The sequence below is a fragment of the uncultured Brachyspira sp. genome, assembly GCF_944388875.1.
GTDB lineage: Bacteria > Spirochaetota > Brachyspiria > Brachyspirales > Brachyspiraceae > Brachyspira.
On the sequence record NZ_CALXKQ010000003.1, the window covers coordinates 161,071 to 182,799 of the forward strand.

The 21,729-nt window shown below is 26.5% G+C and carries 16 protein-coding genes and 1 pseudogene; 10 read left to right on the forward strand and 7 right to left on the reverse strand.

Going from position 1 to position 21,729, the window contains the following annotated elements:
* Positions 1 to 192: 192 nt before the first annotated feature.
* Positions 193 to 2,130, reverse strand: a complete 1,938-nt coding sequence (locus Q0J69_RS04185) for a methyl-accepting chemotaxis protein (RefSeq protein WP_297204570.1) — start codon at positions 2,128 to 2,130, stop codon at positions 193 to 195.
* A 196-nt stretch (positions 2,131 to 2,326) separates the two neighbouring features.
* Between Q0J69_RS04185 and Q0J69_RS04190 the strand changes: the two genes are divergently transcribed.
* The 5 genes from Q0J69_RS04190 (at position 2,327) to Q0J69_RS04210 (ending at position 7,368) form a co-directional block, all read left to right on the forward strand.
* Positions 2,327 to 2,530 carry a TM2 domain-containing protein gene (locus tag Q0J69_RS04190; RefSeq protein WP_297204572.1) on the forward strand — a complete coding sequence of 68 codons (204 nt, stop codon included), beginning with the start codon at positions 2,327 to 2,329 and terminating at the stop codon, positions 2,528 to 2,530.
* A gap of 86 nt (positions 2,531 to 2,616) precedes the next feature.
* Positions 2,617 to 4,287 carry a Na/Pi cotransporter family protein gene (locus Q0J69_RS04195; RefSeq protein WP_297204574.1) on the forward strand — a complete coding sequence of 557 codons (1,671 nt, stop codon included), beginning with the start codon at positions 2,617 to 2,619 and terminating at the stop codon, positions 4,285 to 4,287.
* Between the two features lie 18 nt (positions 4,288 to 4,305).
* Positions 4,306 to 5,241 (forward strand): GDP-L-fucose synthase, encoded by a 936-nt coding sequence (locus Q0J69_RS04200; RefSeq protein WP_297204576.1) that lies wholly within the window; start codon positions 4,306 to 4,308, stop codon positions 5,239 to 5,241.
* A gap of 19 nt (positions 5,242 to 5,260) precedes the next feature.
* A complete protein-coding gene (gene gmd / locus Q0J69_RS04205; protein WP_297204578.1) occupies positions 5,261 to 6,262 on the forward strand; it encodes a GDP-mannose 4,6-dehydratase in 1,002 nt (333 codons plus the stop codon).
* A 5-nt stretch (positions 6,263 to 6,267) separates the two neighbouring features.
* On the forward strand, positions 6,268 to 7,368 hold the full coding sequence (locus Q0J69_RS04210; RefSeq protein WP_297204580.1) for a glycosyltransferase family 10: 1,101 nt from the start codon (positions 6,268 to 6,270) through the stop codon (positions 7,366 to 7,368).
* A 14-nt stretch (positions 7,369 to 7,382) separates the two neighbouring features.
* On the opposite strand, the gene Q0J69_RS04215 is transcribed toward Q0J69_RS04210, so the two are convergent.
* Together Q0J69_RS04215 and Q0J69_RS04220 are read right to left on the reverse strand one after the other, a co-directional pair.
* Complete coding sequence (locus Q0J69_RS04215; RefSeq protein ID WP_297204582.1) at positions 7,383 to 8,726, reverse strand: LysM peptidoglycan-binding domain-containing protein; 1,344 nt, start codon at positions 8,724 to 8,726, stop codon at positions 7,383 to 7,385.
* Positions 8,727 to 8,941: 215 nt separating this feature from the next.
* A pseudogene (locus tag Q0J69_RS04220) lies at positions 8,942 to 10,572 on the reverse strand (peptide ABC transporter substrate-binding protein).
* 1,308 nt (positions 10,573 to 11,880) lie between these two features.
* Between Q0J69_RS04220 and Q0J69_RS04225 the strand changes: the two are divergent.
* The 3 genes from Q0J69_RS04225 (at position 11,881) to Q0J69_RS04235 (ending at position 15,915) form a co-directional block, all read left to right on the forward strand.
* The gene (locus Q0J69_RS04225) at positions 11,881 to 12,786 is read left to right on the forward strand and encodes an Rpn family recombination-promoting nuclease/putative transposase (protein ID WP_297204584.1); all 906 of its coding nucleotides are present in this window, start codon (positions 11,881 to 11,883) and stop codon (positions 12,784 to 12,786) included.
* 793 nt (positions 12,787 to 13,579) lie between these two features.
* Entirely contained in the window at positions 13,580 to 14,734 is a 1,155-nt protein-coding gene (locus Q0J69_RS04230) for a cyclic nucleotide-binding domain-containing protein (RefSeq protein WP_297204586.1), read from the forward strand.
* Positions 14,735 to 14,742: 8 nt separating this feature from the next.
* A complete protein-coding gene (locus Q0J69_RS04235; protein WP_297204587.1) occupies positions 14,743 to 15,915 on the forward strand; it encodes a cyclic nucleotide-binding domain-containing protein in 1,173 nt (390 codons plus the stop codon).
* A gap of 267 nt (positions 15,916 to 16,182) precedes the next feature.
* Here Q0J69_RS04235 and Q0J69_RS04240 read toward each other — a convergent pair whose 3' ends face one another.
* Both Q0J69_RS04240 and Q0J69_RS04245 read right to left on the reverse strand, forming a co-directional pair.
* Positions 16,183 to 17,172 (reverse strand): NAD(P)-dependent oxidoreductase, encoded by a 990-nt coding sequence (locus Q0J69_RS04240; protein ID WP_297204589.1) that lies wholly within the window; start codon positions 17,170 to 17,172, stop codon positions 16,183 to 16,185.
* A gap of 53 nt (positions 17,173 to 17,225) precedes the next feature.
* Complete coding sequence (locus Q0J69_RS04245) at positions 17,226 to 18,266, reverse strand: hypothetical protein (protein WP_297204591.1); 1,041 nt, start codon at positions 18,264 to 18,266, stop codon at positions 17,226 to 17,228.
* Between the two features lie 162 nt (positions 18,267 to 18,428).
* Here Q0J69_RS04245 and Q0J69_RS04250 point away from each other — a divergent pair, with 162 nt between their 5' ends.
* Together Q0J69_RS04250 and Q0J69_RS04255 are read left to right on the forward strand one after the other, a co-directional pair.
* Entirely contained in the window at positions 18,429 to 19,109 is a 681-nt protein-coding gene (locus tag Q0J69_RS04250; protein ID WP_297204593.1) for a tetratricopeptide repeat protein, read from the forward strand.
* A gap of 33 nt (positions 19,110 to 19,142) precedes the next feature.
* Positions 19,143 to 20,837: a DNA repair helicase XPB gene (locus Q0J69_RS04255; protein ID WP_297204594.1), complete on the forward strand. Its 1,695-nt coding sequence runs from the start codon at positions 19,143 to 19,145 to the stop codon at positions 20,835 to 20,837.
* 54 nt (positions 20,838 to 20,891) lie between these two features.
* On the opposite strand, the gene Q0J69_RS04260 is transcribed toward Q0J69_RS04255, so the two are convergent.
* Positions 20,892 to 21,149 carry a PTS transporter subunit EIIB gene (locus tag Q0J69_RS04260; protein WP_297204597.1) on the reverse strand — a complete coding sequence of 86 codons (258 nt, stop codon included), beginning with the start codon at positions 21,147 to 21,149 and terminating at the stop codon, positions 20,892 to 20,894.
* A 71-nt stretch (positions 21,150 to 21,220) separates the two neighbouring features.
* Positions 21,221 to 21,574 (reverse strand): tRNA-binding protein, encoded by a 354-nt coding sequence (locus Q0J69_RS04265; protein WP_297204599.1) that lies wholly within the window; start codon positions 21,572 to 21,574, stop codon positions 21,221 to 21,223.
* Positions 21,575 to 21,729 lie beyond the last annotated feature (155 nt).

Consider the following 21,729-nt stretch of genomic DNA (forward strand, 5'->3'; position numbering starts at 1 on the left):
AAAATTTTCATAAATTATAAAAATAATGTTTTATACATTATACAGTATATTATTTCAATATATAAATATATAGTTATTTACTTGCCGACACCAAAGGCAGACTTCATCGGCATGCAGGTCTAGTCCCCACAATCATAAATAAAATTACTTTTGAAATAAGTCTGTTGCTAAATTATATAATCAATTATTAAATTATTTCAATTTAAAATAATCTATAGCCTTAATCAATTCCTTAGATTCATTTAATAATGCCTCAGATGCTGAAGTTGCTTCAGTAACTAAAGCAGCATTTTTTTGTAATGAAGAATCAATATTGCTTATAGCGGCATTAACCTGTTCTATACCTTTTTCATGTTCCTGAGAAGCAGCATTTATTTTGTACATTATACTAGAAGCATTATCCATTTTCTCAGATATCTCTATGAATATATTTTTAGACTCTTGTACGCTTTTAGCAGCTAAGTGTATTTTTTCATTACTATCTGTTATTAGTGATGTGATATTTTTTACAGATTCCTGAGTATTTTGTGCTAAGTTTCTTACCTCGCTTGCTACAACAGCAAATCCCCTTCCCTGATCTCCAGCACGTGCAGCCTCAACAGAAGCATTTAAAGCAAGTATATTAGTTTGAAAAGCAATATCTTCTATAAGTTTTGTAATATCCATTATCTTTTTACTAGACTCATAAACATGATCCATCTTATTTACACTCTCTTCAACTATAGCTCCTGCTTTATCTAAATATATTTTAGCATCAGAAACAATAGAAGTACTTTTAGAAACTCCATCAGTCGATTCTTTTATAGCACTAGCCATTTGATTCATAGAAGCAGCAGTTTCCTCCAAACTTGATGCCTGAGATTCTGTTCTAGCTGATAAATCATTATTTCCAAGCAAAACCTCATTGGCAGCATTCGATACCATTTCAGCTGAATTTCTTACTGTATTAATAATACTATTAAAATTATTCATAGCCTTTTCCCATCCGCGTGCAATATCTCCCCACTCATCCCTTCTCTTGCTAAATCCTTTAGGTATCTCTATAGTCAAATCTCCGTCTGCCATACCCAATATATCTTTAGAAAGCATCGCTATTATTTTTGATACTCTGTTTCTTATAATAAAAGGTGTTACTATAGAAGCTACAATGAGTATTATAATAAGTACAGCCAATACTATATTTCTTAATATATAACTATCTTTAAATAAAATTTCATTTGGAACCAATATTTTCAAAATCCAATATTTGCCTTTTGTAATTTCTATAGGAAAAAAGATATATGTAACATCTTTTTGAAGTTTTTCGCTATATGCCTGTAATATAGTGTTTTCACCAGACTTTATTTTTTCAAGAATACTATAATTTTTATAATAAGGATAAACATCATAAATATTTTTTAATATATTATTTTCATTTTGCCCATCATAGATAGTATAACCAGCATCATCATAAAGAGCAATTTCTGTACCTTCAAAAGGCTTTACATTTTTTAATATGCTGCTTATAGAATCAACAAAAATATCTGCTAAAATAACACCTATAAATTTATTGTTATTATCATTTACTGGAATACACCATGTAAATAAAACCTTCCCTTTAGTAACAGCAGACTCATATATACTTGTCATATAATTATCTCCTATTCTCCTAGGCTCAGTATAATAATCTAAACTAAAACTATTTGTCGGAAGATATGAAACCCCATTTTGAGATATGTAATAAGTGAATCTTCCATTTCCAACTCCATATTCATTTAAAGCAATAAAATCAGCGTCATTTCCAATTATATTAGGTTCAAATGCAATAGAAAGAGCACTTATAGAACTAGAAAGAGAATTAAAAAAATTGTATGTCTGTTTCTCATAAACCTTCCTGTCTCTTATTCCATCTTTATATAAATTTTCAAAAACAATTTTCAGCCCCATCATATCATGTAAGTTTTGTTCTATTTCGCTTTTTATATTATTAGCTTCGCCTTTGGAACTTTCAAGCAAAACTTTATAAGAAAGCTCTTTGCTTATTTTATTAACATAAGATATGATAAAAGTATTTGATATTATTATCATAATCAGTATTGGAACTAATATAGCAATAGTTATTTTTAATTGTAAGCTCAATTTTTTAAACATATGATTTTCCCTTATAATTATACAAATATATTTTAATAAAAATAAAATATATTTCAATAAAAAAATTATTTATTAAAAAAAATTATTAATTAGTTTATAATAACATAAATATGCATTTTAGAGAAATAATAACTTTATTTTTTTTACGTATAATGTATAATTTAATAAATAAAAAACTAATTAAAAAGAGGTATTTATGGAAGTATCAGATAGAAGCTGGCTTGTTACATTACTTTTAGCTATATTTTTACCATTTCATAGATTTTATGTAGGTAAAATATGGACTGGTATATTGTATTGGATAACAGCAGGAGGATTTGGTATATGGTATATAATAGACATTGTAATGATATTATTAGACAAATTCACTGATAAAGAAGGAAGAAAACTAAGAAAATAATCATATTGACTTTTTAATGCTATATGATATCTTTAAAAAAATTTTTATTTATGAATTAAATTAATAAACTAATTGCGGATAAATATATGTTTTTAAACCTAACTTTCTCATTAATTGGCGGTTTTGGGCTTTTTATGTATGGCTTGAAAGTATTTTCAGACGGATTACAAGAAAGTACAGAAAATGCTCTAAAAGAAATTCTGCATAAGGTAACTCAAAATAAAATATTTGGAATAGCTTTAGGTTTTTTAATAACGGCTATAGTACAATCAAGCAGTGCGGTTACAGTTATGGTAGTGAGTTTTGTAAATGCCAATATACTTACCCTCTCTCAGGCTATAAATATAATACTTGGTGCTAATATAGGTACTACTGTTACAGGATGGATAATATCATTAAATATAGATGTTCTTGCATTGCCATCTCTCGGCATAGGATCAATTATAGTAATATTCGGTTCTGAAAATAGAAAGCTAAGATTCTTTGGTGAAATACTAATGGGTTTTGGTATGATTTTCTACGGACTTATACTTATGAAAATGGCTTTTGAAGGAGTAAGAGGTTCTGAAGACTTTGAAAAAGTATTTCTAATGGCAAATGCAGATACTATGTATGGAAGATTTTTATGCGTAGTCATAGGTATGGTGGTTACTGCAATAATACAATCGAGCAGTGCTGCATTGGGCGTTACAATATCTCTTGCTACTGTTGGTTTAATAGATTATCCTACAGCTGTTGCATTGATACTTGGACAAAATATTGGTACTACAATAACCGCAGTTCTTGCCACATTAGGAGCATCAACTAATGCCAAAAGAGCGGCTTTAGTTCACTGTTTATTTAATATAATTGGTGTTATATATATGTTTTTCCTATTCCCATACTATATTAAATTAGTAAATATTGTAGTTGGATTTATGAATATAGGGGCTCCTGATTTAGTTGTTAATAATAAATATATAAACATATCCTTTTATATAGCAGCGGCACATACTATCTTCAATATAGTAAACGTTATAGTCTTTTATTTCCTAACAGGAAAATTAGAAAAAATAGTATGCATTATTATAAAAGATAAAGATTCTGAAAAACATATAAGCGTATTAGTAGACAGACTTTTAAATATGCCTATATCTGCAGAAATAGAAGTAAGAAAAGAAGTTGCCTATATGGGTGAAACTGCTAAAAAAATGATAGCTAGAATACAGCAATTATTTGATAATCCAAGCGAGAGAATATTAAATAAGATTAGAGATCATGAAAAGATGCTGGATAATACTGATAATGAAATACATACATTTTTACTTAAGTTACTTGGAAAAAACACATTAAATTCTGCAGATATTGCCTCATTAATTAATATAAGCACATATTATGAAAATTTAGGGGATAATTTAAAAGACTTGGCAAAAGCAATAATCAAAGGAAATGAAAAAAAGACACTATTTAATGATACTCAGAAGCATGACATATTAACAATGCTTGATAATAATATGAAATTTATAGATTATTTATCAAGTTTAATACTTGAATACTACTCTCTAAATAAAGAAAAAACTTATGAAGAAGCCATGCAGAAATACCATGAAATAAAAGGCTTTTACTATGAAGCTAGACAAAGACATTATGATAATGTAGATAAATCATTGATACCAGCTTTAAATGCACATTTATATGGAGATGTATTAGTTTATTTTAATAGATCTATTTCTAATCTTGTTAATATAGTAGAAGCTATAACAGGAAAAGATAAATAAAATAAAAGGATAATTATTTTGAAAAAAGTATATATAGCTGGACATAAAGGTTTAGTAGGCAGTGCAATAGACAGAGTACTTACTAAAAACGTTTACACAAATATAATAAGAAAAACTCATTCAGAATTAGATTTAAGAAACAGAGAAGAAGTTTTCGATTTTTTTAAAAAAGAAAAACCAAATTGGGTATTTTTATCAGCGGCAAAGGTAGGAGGAATATATGCTAATAATACATATCCAGTTGATTTTCTTCTTTACAATCTGCAGATACAGAACAATATAATAGAAGCATCTTATGAAAACAATGTAGAAAAATTAATGTTTTTAGGTTCAAGCTGCATATATCCTAAAGAATGTCCTCAGCCTATTAAAGAAGAATATCTGCTTTCAGGATATTTGGAAAGTACAAACAGACCTTATGCATTGGCAAAGATTGCAGGTATAGAATTATGTGATGCTTATAACAGACAGTATAATACAAATTATATAGCTGTTATGCCATGCAATCTATATGGAATAAATGATAATTATCACCCTGAAAATGCTCATGTAATACCAATGCTTATAAGACGTTTTCATGAGGCAAAAATAAATAATTTAAAAGAAACTGTTATTTGGGGAAGCGGCACTCCATTAAGAGAATTTATGTTTTCTGATGATTTAGCAGAAGCATGTCTTTATCTAATGGAAAATAAAAATGCTGAAGATATAGGAAGATTTATAAATATAGGTTCTGGAAAAGAAGTTACTATTAAAGAACTTGCAGATTTAATAAAAAAAGTTATAGGATTTGAAGGCAATATAAAATTAGATAGTTCTAAACCAGACGGCACTATGAGAAAGCTGCTTGATGTATCAAAAATAAATTCTTTGGGATGGAAATACAAAACAGAATTGGAAGACGGATTAAAAATAGCGTACAATGATTTTTTAAATAATTATAATAATAAATAAAAAATATAAGGAAAATTTAATGAAAAAAGCACTTATTACAGGAATTACAGGACAAGACGGTTCATATTTAGCAGAACTTTTATTAGAAAAAGGTTATGAAATACATGGAATCATTAGAAGAAGTTCATCTTTTAACACTGAAAGAATAGATCATTTATACAAAGATCCGCATATTAATGATGTAAAAATGTTTCTCCATTACGGAGATTTATCAGACAGTTCCAATCTATCAAGATTATTAGAAAAAATAGAGCCTGATGAAATATATAATTTGGCCGCACAAAGCCATGTAAGGGTTAGTTTTGATATGCCTGAATATACAGCTGATGTTGTAGGGCTTGGAACGATTAGAATACTTGATGCTATAAAAGAAACACAGATTAAAACTAAATTCTATCAGGCATCAACAAGTGAATTATACGGAAAAGTAGTTGAAACTCCTCAGACAGAAAAAACACCTTTTTATCCTAGAAGCCCTTATGCATGTGCTAAATTATATTCATATTGGATTACTGTTAATTATAGAGAAAGTTATGACATGTATGCATGTAATGGTATATTATTTAACCATGAAAGTCCAAGACGCGGTGAAACTTTTGTTACAAAAAAGATTACTCATGCTATTGCTAAAATATTAAATAAAGAACAGGATAAATTATACCTAGGAAATTTAGATTCCAAAAGGGATTGGGGATATGCAAAAGATTATGTAGAGGCTATGTGGCTTATGCTTCAGCAGGAAAAGGCTGATGATTATGTTATAGCTACAGGAGAAACACATTCTGTACGTGAATTCCTTGATGAAGCTTTCGGACTTGTGGGACTTGATTGGAAAAAATATGTTGAGATAGACCCTAGATATTACAGACCTGCGGAAGTTGATTTGCTATTAGGAGATCCTGCTAAGGCTAAAGAAAAATTAGGATGGAAACCTAAAACTACATTTAAAGAATTAGTAAAAATAATGCTTGAGTACGATTTAAAAAGTGTCGGCTTAAGTTTAGATAAGTTCAAAAATTGAATTTTATGAACAATAAACTATTATTAAAAAAAAATTTAATAGAATATTTAGTATGGCTTGTACCAATAAAAAGCATAAGAAATAAAATAAGAATCAATTCAATTTATTTAAAAGATTTAGGATACAGGATAAATTATAATCATTATAAAAATAATATAAAAAATAAAAAAACTTTCTTTTCAAAAAATAACTGGGATGTTAATGAGAAAGACTTTACTAATAACTATTTCTATAAGCTGATAAAAAATAATTATATTAATGATTTAGAAATTAGTTATAATGCTGATATAGATTTTTTTGGTCCTATTGGAAAAAGATATTTTTTAGAAAATTCTAAAGCTAAAATAAAAATTTTCTATACTGGAGAATGCGTATCTAAACATGCCATTAACAAAACTTGGAGTGAATATTCAGATAATTGCATTAATGATGTCGATTTATCACTTAGTTTTGACAGACTAGATGAAGATAAATATACAAATTATGTACGTTTTCCTATTTGGATATTTTATCACTTTCACGGATTATTAGATAATAAAAATTATACTAAAGATAATATAAAAAAAGTGATAGATGATATTAATAATGCCAAATATAAAAAAAATAAATTTGCTTCATTAGTAGCCAGTCATGATGAATCTGGAATAAGAACACAAATGTATAATCAAATTTCTAAAATAGATAATATATCATGCCCAAGCAAATTATTTCATAATGATGATACTTTAAAAAAGGATTTTAATAATAATAAAATAGAATATTTAAAAGATTTCAAATTTAATATATGCCCTGAAAACACTATAAGCGGCGGATATATAACTGAAAAACTTTTTGATGCATTCAAGGCAGGATGCATACCTATATATAATGGTGATGAAAATATAGAACTAGATTTGGTCAATAAAAATGCATTGCTGTTTTTCAAAAAAGATGAAGACAATACAGAACTTATAAAAGAAATAGATAAATTAAATAAAGATGATAAATTATTTAATTCTTTTCAAAATCAAATAAAAATATATGACTCTATGGTTGAATATTTATGGGAGAGAAGAACTAAAATTTTAAATAGATTAGAAGAACTTATTAATGAAAGATTAAAATAATATTTTTTATCTATTTATCTATTAACAGGTATTCTCAAAAATATTTCCATACCAATAGAAAGCACATTGCTGTTTAATTTATTCCATGCTTTTATTTCTGATATATCTATTTTGAATTTTCTAGCAATAATCCAAAGAGTATCGCCTGATCTAACATGATACATTATATCTTTATATTCATAATCAGGAGGAGGCAGAGATTCAAAATATACAAATCTACCCTCTCTTATTCTTTCCTGCTCCTCTTCATACTGTGCCAAATCAACCTGCTTGGCATTATCAAGACCCTGAATAGGAATCATAACCTGCTGACCTATATTTAAATTTCTTGATTTTAATTTGTTTATCTCAACTATAGCATTCATAGGCACATTATAAAATCTAGCCAAATGTGAAAGTGTTTCATTCATTTTTACTTCATGCCTTCTGAATGTTACTCTTTCTTCTGGTTTTATTTTCCCAAATGTATCATAGAATAATTTTTCTTTGCCCTCAGGAATTCTCAAAGGATATCTAACCATACCAGGAGGAGTTACACCTCTTGCCAAATGAGGATTCAAAGCCTTCAAATCGGCAATATCAACCTCTATCATCTTTGCAATAATAGATAAATCAGCCGCATCATCAACATAAACTAAATCGCCTTGAGGAAACACAACTTTGGGCTTATTTACTTTAAAACCGAATTTCTCAGGATTTTTAGCTATTATTACAGCAGCAACATATTTAGGTATATATTCCTGTGTTTCTTTAGGAAGTACCCCTGCTTCAAGTAAATCCTCAAAATCATTACTTTTAACTTCTCTAATAGCCTTTGATATTCTTCCGCCTCCTGCATTATATGCAATTAATGCAATTACCCAAGATTTAAAATTCTTATCAAGCCTCACTAAATGATCCGCAGCAGCCTTTGTAGAACGTTCAGGGTCGAATCTGTCATCAGACCAATAATTAACCTTAAGATTATATATAGCTCCAGTCATAGGCATAAACTGCCAAAGACCCGCAGCACCAGCATGAGATACAGCCTGAGGATTAAAGCTGCTTTCTATAATAGGAAGATAAACTAAATCTTCTGGAACATTCTTTTCTTTAAAAACTTCTTTTATATAGGGTAAATATATCTGTGCCCTGTCAATTATAGTCTGCATATAAGGTTTCCAGTTACCTTGATACATATTAATATAATATGAAACCCTATCGCTTCTGAAATTATTTACATCAAAACCGCGAAGTTCAACAACCTTAATATCGCGTCCGAGTGATTCTCCGAATACACTAAGTTCATAAAGATTGACACCTTCCAATGCCTTTCTTATATACATATCAAAAGTATCGCAGGAACTTACAAATAACATTATTATTATAAGAAAAATAACTACTATAACTTTTTTTACAGTTTTAATACAATTACCCGCCTATTTTAAATTTTTTATATATTTAACAATATTATTAAAAGATTTTCAAGCTATTTTTACATTTTTAAAAATCGGATATTATATATAATAATTTAATACCAAAAATAAAAAGAGACAGTATAAAAATACTGCCTCTATATCTTAATCAATTAAAATTATTTTTCTAAATAAGCATAAAAGAATTTATGAAATCCCAAAGGATTATAAACAACATCCTTTAATTTAGGACTAACAAGCAAAGGCTCTGTAAAGAAATAAAGCGGTATAGCTCCCATATCTTCTTCTATAAGAATTTTTTCAGCATCATGCATAGCTTTCATTCTTATGTTGTTGTCATCAGTAGACATTGCCTGTCCTATTAAATCATCATATCTTTTATTGCTGTATCCTCCATTATTTTGAGTATTGTAGCTTGTAAATAAACTCATCATAGACATAGGATCAGAATAGTCAGCAGACCAATAAAGCCTTCCTATCATAAAATTCTTTTCTAATAAAGTCTGACCAAGTAAGGCATTATCTATCTGAGTTATAGTAGAATCTATATTAAGATGCTCTTTCCACATCTGCTGAACAGCCTCAAATATGCCGACATGATTGCCTGGATCTGTTTTAAACTCTATAACTGGAAAACCCTCTCCGTTAGGATATCCTGCTTCAGCAAGAAGCTGCTTAGCCATTTCAATATTATTAGAATACCCACCCTCAGATATATCATAGAAATTGCCCCCGTTTACTCTGAAATCTCCGTCAATATCGCTAACTTCATAAGGAACCCATCCGCCTGCAGGTTTTTGACCTCCTTTTGTAACATTTTCAACTATGTAATTTCTATCTATCGCAAGAGATAATGCTTTTCTAACCCTAGGATCTTTCAAATATTCATTAGTTACATTAATAGGATAATAATATGTAGCTATTAAAGGTTTTATTTGTATTAATCCCTCAGATGAAAGTGTAGGAATATCCTGCTGAGGAGGCTCATAAGCCATATCCAGAGTTCCGTCCTTTATACCTGCCACAGCAGCTGCACCATTTTGCATAAATACAAATGTTATATTATTGGCAACTATCTCATCTGCATTCCAATATTTATCATTTTTTACCATATTATATTTTCATCTATATTTCTTTCAGACATAACATAAGGACCATTGCCTATATATGTTTCTGGGCTTAAAGTCCATTTATCTCCGTATTCAGATATTATATCCTCTCTTAAAGGCGAAAATGTAGGGAAAGCAGCTACCTCTAAAAAATATGCTGTAGGAGCTTCTAATTCTACAACCAATGTGTGATCATCAACAGCCCTAACTCCCAATGCATCTACAGGCAATTCTCCTCTTGTAATAGCCATAGCATTTTTTACAGGTTCATGCTGATAACTGTATTCGCTTGCAACTTTGGGATCAACCTGTCTTCTCCAACTGTATACAAAATCTGAAGCAACTACAGGCTTGCCGTCTGACCACATAGAATTAGTCCTTAGATAGAATGTATATGTTTTTCCGTCATCACTAATATCCCAGCTTTCAGCAACACCAGGTACTATTTTATTGTTTCTGTCCCTTATAGTTAATCCTTCAAATACATGAGATATATAAATAACTCCGTATATTTGAGCATTTAAACTAGGATCTATAGTCTTAGGCTCAACACTTAAATTAACAATTATTCCTCTATCAGTATCATTAACATTTTTGGAACATGATAAAGAGAAAAAAGATACAAAAAATACAAGACATGATACTATAATATACGAAAAAATAACCCTCATACCTTTCATAAATAAACCCCTTAAAATTAAACTATTTTGTAATATTATTTTAAACAATTTACAAAACTTAGTCAACAAAAAATAAAAAAAATATATAAATATTATATACCTTACAATATCTCATTTTTACATTTGTCAGTATTATAAAAATCAAATATATTTTCAATAGAAATACTTACTATATTGAATATTGCTTCATCAGTATAAAATTCGGCATTAGGCGTTATTATAACATAATACATTTTAAATAATTATACTATATTCCAAAACTTTATCTTTAATATTTTTATTAGCATTAAAAATACTTTAATTACTTTTAAAATAATATTAACAACAAGTACTCTTTATATAAAACAAAAAATATAAGTGATTATAAGATAATATTTCAAACTTATAAAATATTATAAAATTTTAGTATAGTATAAAGTTTTTTAAGGCATAGTAATAATGAATAATAAAAAACATAATGATCCCTGCTTTACCGAGCTTTATTGTATCTCAATTAAAAGAGAACGGTTACATAAAAATATACTATGAAATAAAAAATAATAACATCGAAAAAAGAAAAATATTCGCAGGGTATTGACAAAATTGACAAAGTGGTATTGTCAAAATAATCAAGAGGGTATAAGCAAAAAAGTCAAAGATAATAATAAATTTAATATAAAAAATAATAGTGAATTTGATTTGTTTGCAAATGAACTCTACCTCATTTTTTACAGATTCATATGCAATAAAAATATAACAAACTCCCTAAAATACATTGCTTAAAAACCAAAAAAGCAGGAATTAATGGATATATTAAAAACTAATTTTATTTATAATTACGACTACTAGATTCTGTAACTTTATGATACTAAAGACTGATATTTATATATTAAAATAATAATTTACATAACATGTAAAAAATTATAAAAATTAAATAATTTTTCAAGTACTTTTGAAACAAGTTTATCATACAAATTAAAATTACATATGAAATTTATTTAAACATGCGTTAACAATAGTATTAATTTTAAATAACAAGATTTTAAGGGGGTGGTATGTAATTAAATTTTAAAATTTATTTTCATTTTCCCACCCTCTATATTTTTAATCTTAATTTGTTATTTTTATACATTTTTTATTTTTTAATCGGCTTTGTTATTTTAACTGCCCGCCCAAGCGTTTTTTTAATTTATTACTAACTAACCGCACGCTTAATTAGTTTTTATTATGAGTGAATATTTATGATGAGAATTTTATTTAATATAAAAATACTATTCACCGTGCGTAAAATACCATTTACTTTAAATCAAGTTCTGTTATAATTAAATTATGAAAGAGATTAACAGACTTAATGATTTATTTATGCGGTATCTAATCGGCAAAGAAGGCGACGAGGATATATTAGAAAATATTGTTAATGCTGTTTTAAATAATGCTGGTTTTGAATCTGTAAGCAACCTTGAAATTATTAATCCATATAACTTGCCTGAAAATGAGAATTTAAAAGAATCAATCCTTGATGTTAAAGCAAAAACAAAAGACGGTAAAAAAATAATTATTGAGATACAGCTGGTAGGAAATAATAATTTTGTAAAAAGAATTTTATATTATATAGCTAAAAATATAGTTTTAGATTTAAAAGAGAATGAAGACTATATAAATGTAAGTCAGATGATTAGTATTAGTTTCATAAATTTTAATCTAAATATGGGAAGCGAAACTGATATAAAGCGAGAACACAAATGTTTTACTCCTACTGATATTAATAATCATAATCTTAGATTAGATGTATTTCAAATGCATTTTATAGAAATAAAAAGATTTAAAGATATACTAAAGAATACTAGCATAGATGAATACAATAAAAATAAACTTTTATCTTGGATAGATTTTTTCACTACAAAAGATTTAGAAAAAGATATTGAAAAACTTATAGGAGGTAATAATATCATGTCAAAAGTAATAGATAAATATAAAAGATTTGTAGCCGATGAAAAAGAGATGGAAGCCTATAATGAAAGAGATACTTTTCTTTACGGACAAGCTGTAATGTTTCAGTATGAAAGAGAAGAAGGATTTAAACAAGGTATGGAAAAAGGTATGGAAAAAGGTATAGAAAAGGGTAAAAAAGATGAGCAAATTGCAATAGCCAAAGGAATGAAAAATAAAAATATGGATTTAAACCTCATAAGCGAATTAACAGGATTAAGTATAGAAGAAATAGAAAAACTATAATGAGATTGTATATTGGCTTATAGTTAATATATTTTGGAATAAAAAATGCATTTGTTTGAAAACCAAGTAAATTGTATTAGTATTATATTATTAATAGTAAATTAAAGAATTTTTAATTTACTTACATTCCCTCTCCTTTAGGCTTTAAACATCATTTGTGATTTTTTCTTTTTAGTTTAAAATAGCCACCCAAGTGTTTTTTAAAATTATTGCAACTTACCACACACTTAATTTATTTTTTATTATAATGAATTGGTGTAATAATAATTTTGTCTATGTATTAAACTTTATTTACCGTGCATTACATGAAAAAATTATTGTATATAAAAACCACTTCACTTGTAACAATTAAATTATACTTATTGCAAAACTATTTTAACAATTATCTACAGTAATTTTAAACTATGTATATAATCAAAAATTATACTTGTTTCAAAACTAATTTTATTTATTATTAAGATATACTAGAATGTGAAAAAATCAATATATATGGCTATGGTATTATAAATCAGCTGTATTATTTTCTGCAAATAAAAAACATTAATTTATAATTTCTACAAATAGTATTATATGTATAAAAAAATAAACTTAGATTTGTAAATTTACTAAATAAAAAATATGTCTATAATAGTTTTTTTGTAAAAATTATTAACATATAATATTAATTGTTATATAATTAATATATGTTTTTTACAGTTAGGAGTTAAAAAATGTTATCCGCTATATATTTAACAATTAATAATATTACATTAATATTTAAAAAAAATCAATATCTATTTTTAAGGTATATAAAATGCTGAACTATAAAGAAGTAACTTTAAAGAAAAATTCTATTCTATTTATATCAGATCAATATCCAAATGATAAATTTTATATTATAAAAAATGGAAAGGTTCTGTTTGAAAGTTATTTTGCAGATAATTTTCAACATGAAAATAAAAAAGGTGATATTATAGGTATAATAAGTGCTGTTCTAAATGAGCCGTATTTCTCCACAGCAAAAGTAATAGAAGATGTAGAAGCATTCGAAATTGATGTTAAAGAAATAGAAAAAATTGATAATTCTGTAATATTAAATAAAATATATAAGCATCTCATAGACATAATGGAAATATGGGCAAAAAAATATTATTATTTCTTATCAAAGTATGCAAAAATTGATACCTCTTCTAAAGTCAATATAGAAGAATTGGCAAAAGCATATAAGGATGCAGGATTTGATGATGCTGTTTTAAAAATTTGTGAAAATAATAAACATATAGAAAAAAGCATAGGAAAAATAAAAAAAATAGAAGAGCCTAAAGAAATATCTAAAGGTGTTTTCAATTATAAAAAAGGAAGCTGTATATTTGCTGAAACTTCTTTAAGCGAGCATATTTATATTATTAAATCTGGTGCTGTTGGTGTATATAGTTACTTTAACGGCAGAATTATAACTAGAGTAATATATTCTGAAAATGATATTTTTGGATATAAGGATATATTCGGTAAAAAATTAGTATCTACAACAGTTATGGCTATTGAAGACTCTATTATAAAAGTTGTAGATAAAAAAGAATTTGAAAGTATGATACATATTGATAAATCTATAAGAGTATATCTTATAAAAATGATGTCTGCTAGAACATACAATACAATATTAAGAATAAAGGCTATAAATACTAGTAATATAATATTAAAAATTTTTACAGTTATAGAAGGCTTAGTAAAATTAGAACTATTATTTAAAAGAACAAATTATATATCATTAATATACACAATAGATGATATATTGAGTATGGTTTTTATAAATGATAGTGATTATGTTGAAAGAGAAATAAAAAAAATAAAAAGCATTAACATTACAAATGAAAAAAATATTATAATAGGTAATGTGAAGAATTTCTTTAAAGAATATGACAGATATAAAAAAAGAAACTCTGACAAAATAGAAAAAGATTTATTTTAGGATTAAAAATGATAAATTATAATAAAGTTCAATTTAAAAAATCATCTATAATATTTATTGACGGACAGGAAGCAAAAAATTATTTTTATATAATTACTAAAGGAAGCATAATATCATATAATTATTTTACTGAAGATTACGACATACATCATAAAAATGGAGATATTATAGGTCTGGTTAATTCTGCTATAAATGCACCATATTTTGCAACTTCAAAAGCAGAAGAAGATAGCGAGGCTATAGAAATAAATATAGCTGAATTAGATAAAATTGACAATGTAAATATAATGGAAAAAATATATAATCATATATCAACATTAATGGAGCTATGGCTCAATCAATACTATTTTATCTTTAGTAAAGAAAAAAATATAAACTGTAAAAAAGAAAATACAATATTAGAGATGGCAGAAATATATAAGAATAATGGATTTGATGATGCAGCATTAAAATTATATAATAAGTACATAGAAGAAAATGGAGAAACTGAAGAGTTAAAAAAGATTATATCAAAAATAAAACCATCAAATACAGCATGTCTTGTAATAGAAGGTATATACAAATTAGATAAAGGAACTTGTATATTTACAGAACTGGAAACTACAGAAAAACTATATATGGTTATGTCTGGAAAAATAGGAATATACAGCATATTTAACTCTAAACAAATTACAAGAATTATATGTTCAGATAATGAAGTGTTCAGCGGATATGGTTCTAATAAAAATAATGATTTATTATTAACTACAGCAATAGCATTAGAAGATACAATAATTAAAATATTAAAAAGAGAAGATATGTTGGAATTAGTAAAAACGGACAGAGCATTGAGAGAATACTCTATAAAGTTTTTTTCTATGAGAATATATAATATTATGAGAAGTATTAATAGTTTCAAAATAAAAAATATAATTGGAAAATTCATGCTGGTATTAGAAAGCATAGTAAAAAAAGAAGTTTTATTTAAAGAAACAAATACTTTAAATCTCAAATATAATGTTTATGATATATTGAGTATAACAGGCGTTCAATATAATGAATATTCATCAAGAGAAATTAAAAAAATAAAGACAATAAAAATTGATAGTGATGGAAATATAATAATTCCTGATATAAAAAAATTTATGAAAGAGTATGATAGATTTCAAAAAATCAACTTTGGCAAAACTGAAGATGAATAATGTTTTTATATAGGTATAATATACTGTCCATCATAATATAATTAAAGCATATAAAAAATATATAATATTGTCATCAATTCTAAAGTTCTGTCAAATAATATCCTTATTTCAAAACTAATTTTATTTATAATTACGCCTACTAGATTCTGTAACTTTATGATGCTAAAGACTGCATATTTATATACATAAAACTATAAATTATACAACATGTAAAACATCGTATTTGTAATTCTATCAAGTACTTATGGAACAAGCCTATTATATACCTTACAATATCTCATTTTTACATTTGTCAGTATTATAAAAATCAAATATATTTTCAATAGAAATACTTACCATATTGAATATTGCTTCATCAGTATAAAAAGCAGCATGAGGCGTTATTATAACATTATCCATTTTAAATAATTCTTCTATTATACTATCTTCCAAAACTTTATCTTTAATATTTCTATTAGCATAAAGTATTTCATTAGTATAAACATCCAATGCAGCAGCAGCTATATGCTTATTTTTAATAGCATCAAGAAGATCAGCATTATTAACTATAGCACCTCTGCTTACATTAATAATATAAACTCCTTTTTTCATCTTATTTATAGCATCTTTACATAACATTTTATCAGTTTCCTTTGTAGCAGGAACATGATATATTATAACATCGCTTTCTGCATATAATTTATCTAATGAAACATACTCAGCATAATTTTTTATTTCATCTTTTTGAGTTCTTGAATATACAAATATATTTTTTGGGGAAAATCCGCTTAAATGCTTTATTGTTAAAGAGCCTATTCTTCCGCTTCCTATAACACCTATATTTAAATTTCTAATCTCCTTGCCTATAAGTCCATTGCGTACATAATTTCTATTATAGCCGTTAATAAGCAAATTATTATAATGTCTAATAAGAGATAGTAAAGAAAGTATTGTAAACTCACTCACAGAATTAGGAGAATATGAAGGAACATTGGCAATTCGCATGCCAACCTTTTTAGCATGCTTAATATCTGCATTATCAAAACCTACAGCCCTAGTACTCATATATTTAATACCATATTCTTTAAGTTTATCAATAACTTTATCCGTTATCTCATCTCTAGCATTAAATAATACAGCATCATAGCCTTTAGTTTCTTCTACATTATTGATATTTAAATAATATTTATTTAAGTTTAATTTAATATTATATTTTTGCTCCATTAATTTAAAAGCATCTATCTCATCTTCTAAAACAGAATATACAGTAATTTTCATAATATAAACCTTAAAACATGAATTTATTTTAGAATAAATAATAAAAACTGCATTTATGTTTGGAAAAAGAAAACATAAACAATAGAAATAAAAACAATTATTATTACAGCACCAAGCCCTATCATAGCCAATTTAAATGTATCCATTTTGGGAAATAATTTTTTGAAAAAAGATTTATTTTCATTATCACTATCTTTTTCATCAGTTTTTTCAGGTATTGTATATAAATCTTTATTAGGATTAAATATCTTAAGTTTTATAGGTTCAGACTCTTCTATTAAACAGCAATATCCTTCTATCAATTTTAACAAAATTTTTATGGATTTCTCCTCAATATGCTTTTCTAAAACCTCAGCAGGAACTAAATACTTTGAATATTTATCCTGCTTCCCATTAAGCTCAAGATATATAATATTTTCTTCAACTGTATTGGAGTTTATGCTTACAATAACCTTATCACCGGGCTGTATATCATTAATAGATTTTCCAGCTATAGGATCAACTATGAACGATGCATTTATAAGTTTATAATTTGGTACAGGCTTCTCTTCTTTATTTTCTCCGCTTATATTATTATTTTCAGAACCGCTTACAGATGCATGACTTGACATATTTTCTAATTCTTTATGCAGATTTTCTATAGTTAAATTAAGATCATCTATACTTATTATACTGCGTACTATATCAAATGTTCCTATATGAAAATCCATAAATCTGTTCATTGCACTAGAAAACATATCTATAATAGAAATTATATTATTATTATTATGATATAGAATAATATTATTAATGCTTCTATCTTCTGACAAAATATTATTTATAGCTTCTTTAAATTTATCATAATAAGATCCGCTTACAGAGTTAATCTTATTATACATCTCTATATGCTTATATAATTCTAATAAATCAGTATATGAGTTTAAAAATTTTAATAATTTATGGTCAGCCGATATAACAAAAGCAATATCTATAAGTTTGCCGTAAAACTTGTCTATAAAAAATACCATATAAATATACTTATCTAAATCACTATATTCCGCTGATATTCTTACAGCTAAAACTTCTTTTTCTGCATTTATTTTCTGAGACGCCATAAAGTTTGCACCTATTAAAATTAACTTGTTTCATTATATCATAACTTGATATAATAAACAAGAGTAAAAATTAATTATATCCTTGAATAAACACTTGATTTTTTTTGCTTTAATTATTATAATTGACTATTAAAAAATAATTTCTTAATTCAAGAGGATATTATGAGTAAAATGCAGAAAAATGCTGAATTAATAATTACATATATCTACAACAATAGAATAATATTTATATCGGCTTTTATATTGATTATTGTAATAATAGCGGGTATTCTAGTATATAGAATGAATATAGAAAGTCAGGATGAAAAAACTAATATAGAATTTGAATCAGCATTAGCATTATACAATGTATATCAAAATTCACAATTGCCAGAAGAACAATTAAATAACCCAGGATTAGTAATAGATATAACTACAAGATTCCAAAAAGTATATAATGCTGCAAAAGGCAAAAATCTAAAATTAAGAAGTGCTTATGCATTGGGTTGTATATATTATGATGTAGAAAATTTTAAAGAAGCAGAAAAATACTATCAGGAAGTTGCCAATTCAAGAGGGTTCTATTTACAGGAAAGTGCAATATACAACTTAGCTAATACTCAAATAGATTTAACTAATTATACTCAGGCTGCCTCTACTTTAGAAAATTTTATAAAAGCATATCCTAAAAGCTATCTTGTCCCAGAGGCTGCTTTAACATTATCTGATGTTTATCTTGCTCAAAATGATAAAACAAAATCAGTAAATGTGCTAAAAACATGGATGAGTCAGAATACAAATGATACTCAATATTTGAATAAATTTAAAGAAACTATAACTCTTATAGAAAATAATATTTATTAATTAATAAAAATAATTATTATTAAGGAAAAAAAATTGGATAAAAATGCTCCGCTCATAGTTCAGGGCGATGGTACTATTCTTTTGGATGTCAGCACAAAATATTTTGAAGAAATCAGAAATTTTATGTTGGTATTTGCAGAACTTGTAAAAAGCCCTGAGTATATACATACTTATAGAATAACATTAGTATCCTTATGGAATGCCGCAAGTTTAAATTACACTTCCGAACAAATAATAGGTTTTTTAAAAAAATATACATCTTATGAAATACCAAAAAATATAATTAAACAGATAGAATCAAGTATAGAAAAATACGGAAGAATTAAAATAATAAAGGAAGATGAAAGATATTATTTAATAAGTGAAGATAAAAATATTATAGATGAAATACTTCATTATAAAGCCATGATAAAATATATAAAATCAGAGGTTAATGAAAACAAATTAGAGATAGACCCTACATACAGAGGTCATATAAAATTAGCACTTATAAATATAGGATATCCAGTACAGGATTTGGCAGGCTATAAAACAGGAGAACCATATCACTTTAATTTAAGAGAAAAATTAGCTTCAAGCGGAGATGAATTTGCTTTAAGAGATTATCAAAAAAACTCCGTAGAGGCATTCTATGCTGACGGAAAACCAGAAGGAGGTGCTGGTGTAATAGCACTACCATGCGGTACTGGTAAAACTGTTGTAGGTATTGCTGCAATGCATAAAACTCAAACTAAAACACTTATTATAGTTACAGGAGTTACAGCATGCCGACAATGGAGGGATGAAATATTGGATAAAACAGATATTCCTCCTGAAGATATAGGCGAATATAATGGATTAAGCAAAGAAATAAAGCCTATAACTATAGCAACATATAAAATTCTCACATATAGGAAGAATAAAGAATCCCCTTTTGTTCATTTTGAATTATTCTTCCAGCATAATTGGGGACTTATTATATACGATGAAGTGCATTTACTTCCTGCACCTATAATTAAACTTACAAGTGAAATTCAGAGTATGAGAAGACTCGGACTTACAGCAACTCTTGTACGAGAAGACGGACTTGAAAAAGATGTATTTTGCTTAATAGGTCCTAAAAAATTTGATATACCATGGCGTGAATTAGAAGAAAAAAAATTTATTGCTGAAGCATATTGTTATGATATAAGGATACCTTTAGATGACAGCCACAGATCCGATTATGTTGTATCAAGCGATAAGGTAAAGTTTAGAATAGCAAGTGAAAATGTACTGAAATATACTATAGTAAAAAAAATAATAGAAAAACTCAAAGGTAAAAATATACTTATTATAGGTCAGTATTTGGATCAGCTTGATGAGATGAAAAATAGAACAGGATATACAATAATCACTGGTAAGACGCCTCAAAGTGAAAGAGATATAATATATAAAAAATTTAAAACTGGGAAAATTACAACTCTTATAGTAAGCAAAGTTGCTAATTTAGCTGTAGATTTACCTGATGCCAATGTCTTAATACAAATTTCTGGAACATTCGGTTCAAGACAGGAAGAAGCCCAAAGACTTGGAAGAGTTCTGCGTCCTAAAAAAGGTGAAAATAAAAGCTACTTCTTTTCTATTATCACTACTGATACTAAAGAAGAAGATTTTGCACATAAAAGACAATTATTCCTAACAGAACAAGGCTATCATTATGAGCTTCTTGATAAGGATTCATTTGAAGAGTTAGAATTTAATAATTAAAGTTTAACAAATAATAGATATTCATTAAACTTTAATTATTATAGATAGATAAATTTACAGAGCTGTAACTCCAAGTTTTATAATTTCATCATAAACAGGCTTAACATTTTTACCTAATACTATCTGATACTGTCCTGCATTATAAAAAACACCCGTAACGCCTTCTATTTTTTCAATATCAGCATCTTTAATACTATCTCTGTTATTAACCATCAATCTTAATCTTGTAGCACAGAAGCTAGCTGATGTTATATTGTCTTTTCCAACATTAGCTATTATATCCTCTGCTATTTTTTTATAATTTAGTTCCATAAAAAACCTCTATAATTTAGAATATATGTAACCGATTATATATAAATTATAAATATTTTTCAATAAATAATTTAACCTATAGATACACCATTTTCACATTCTTCTTTTGTGGTCAATAATACTACTTCTCCATTGTCTTTAACAGCCCCCAATACTAAGCATTCGGAAAAAAAGTTAGCTATTTGTTTTTTTGGAAAATTAACAACGGCTATTATACGCCTTCCTATTAAATCTTCTTTCTTATACAATTTAGTAATCTGAGCTGATGATACTTTAATACCTAATTGTCCGAAATCAATTTTTAATTTATACGCAGGTCTTTTAGCCTTAGGAAAATCCTCTGCTTCTATTATGGTACCAGTTCTAATATCCAGTGCCATAAAATTATCAAAACTGCATTCTTCTTTTTTACCTTCTATTTCCATTAGAATCTCCAAAATAAAATTATTTATAATATTTTATTTATATAGTAAAAATTGTCAATTATATAAAAACATAAAGTTCTTTAGTTTAGTATTTAAATTTCGATACTAATAACACTATTAAGGAATATTTTAAACTAAATAAAAAGGCAATATTC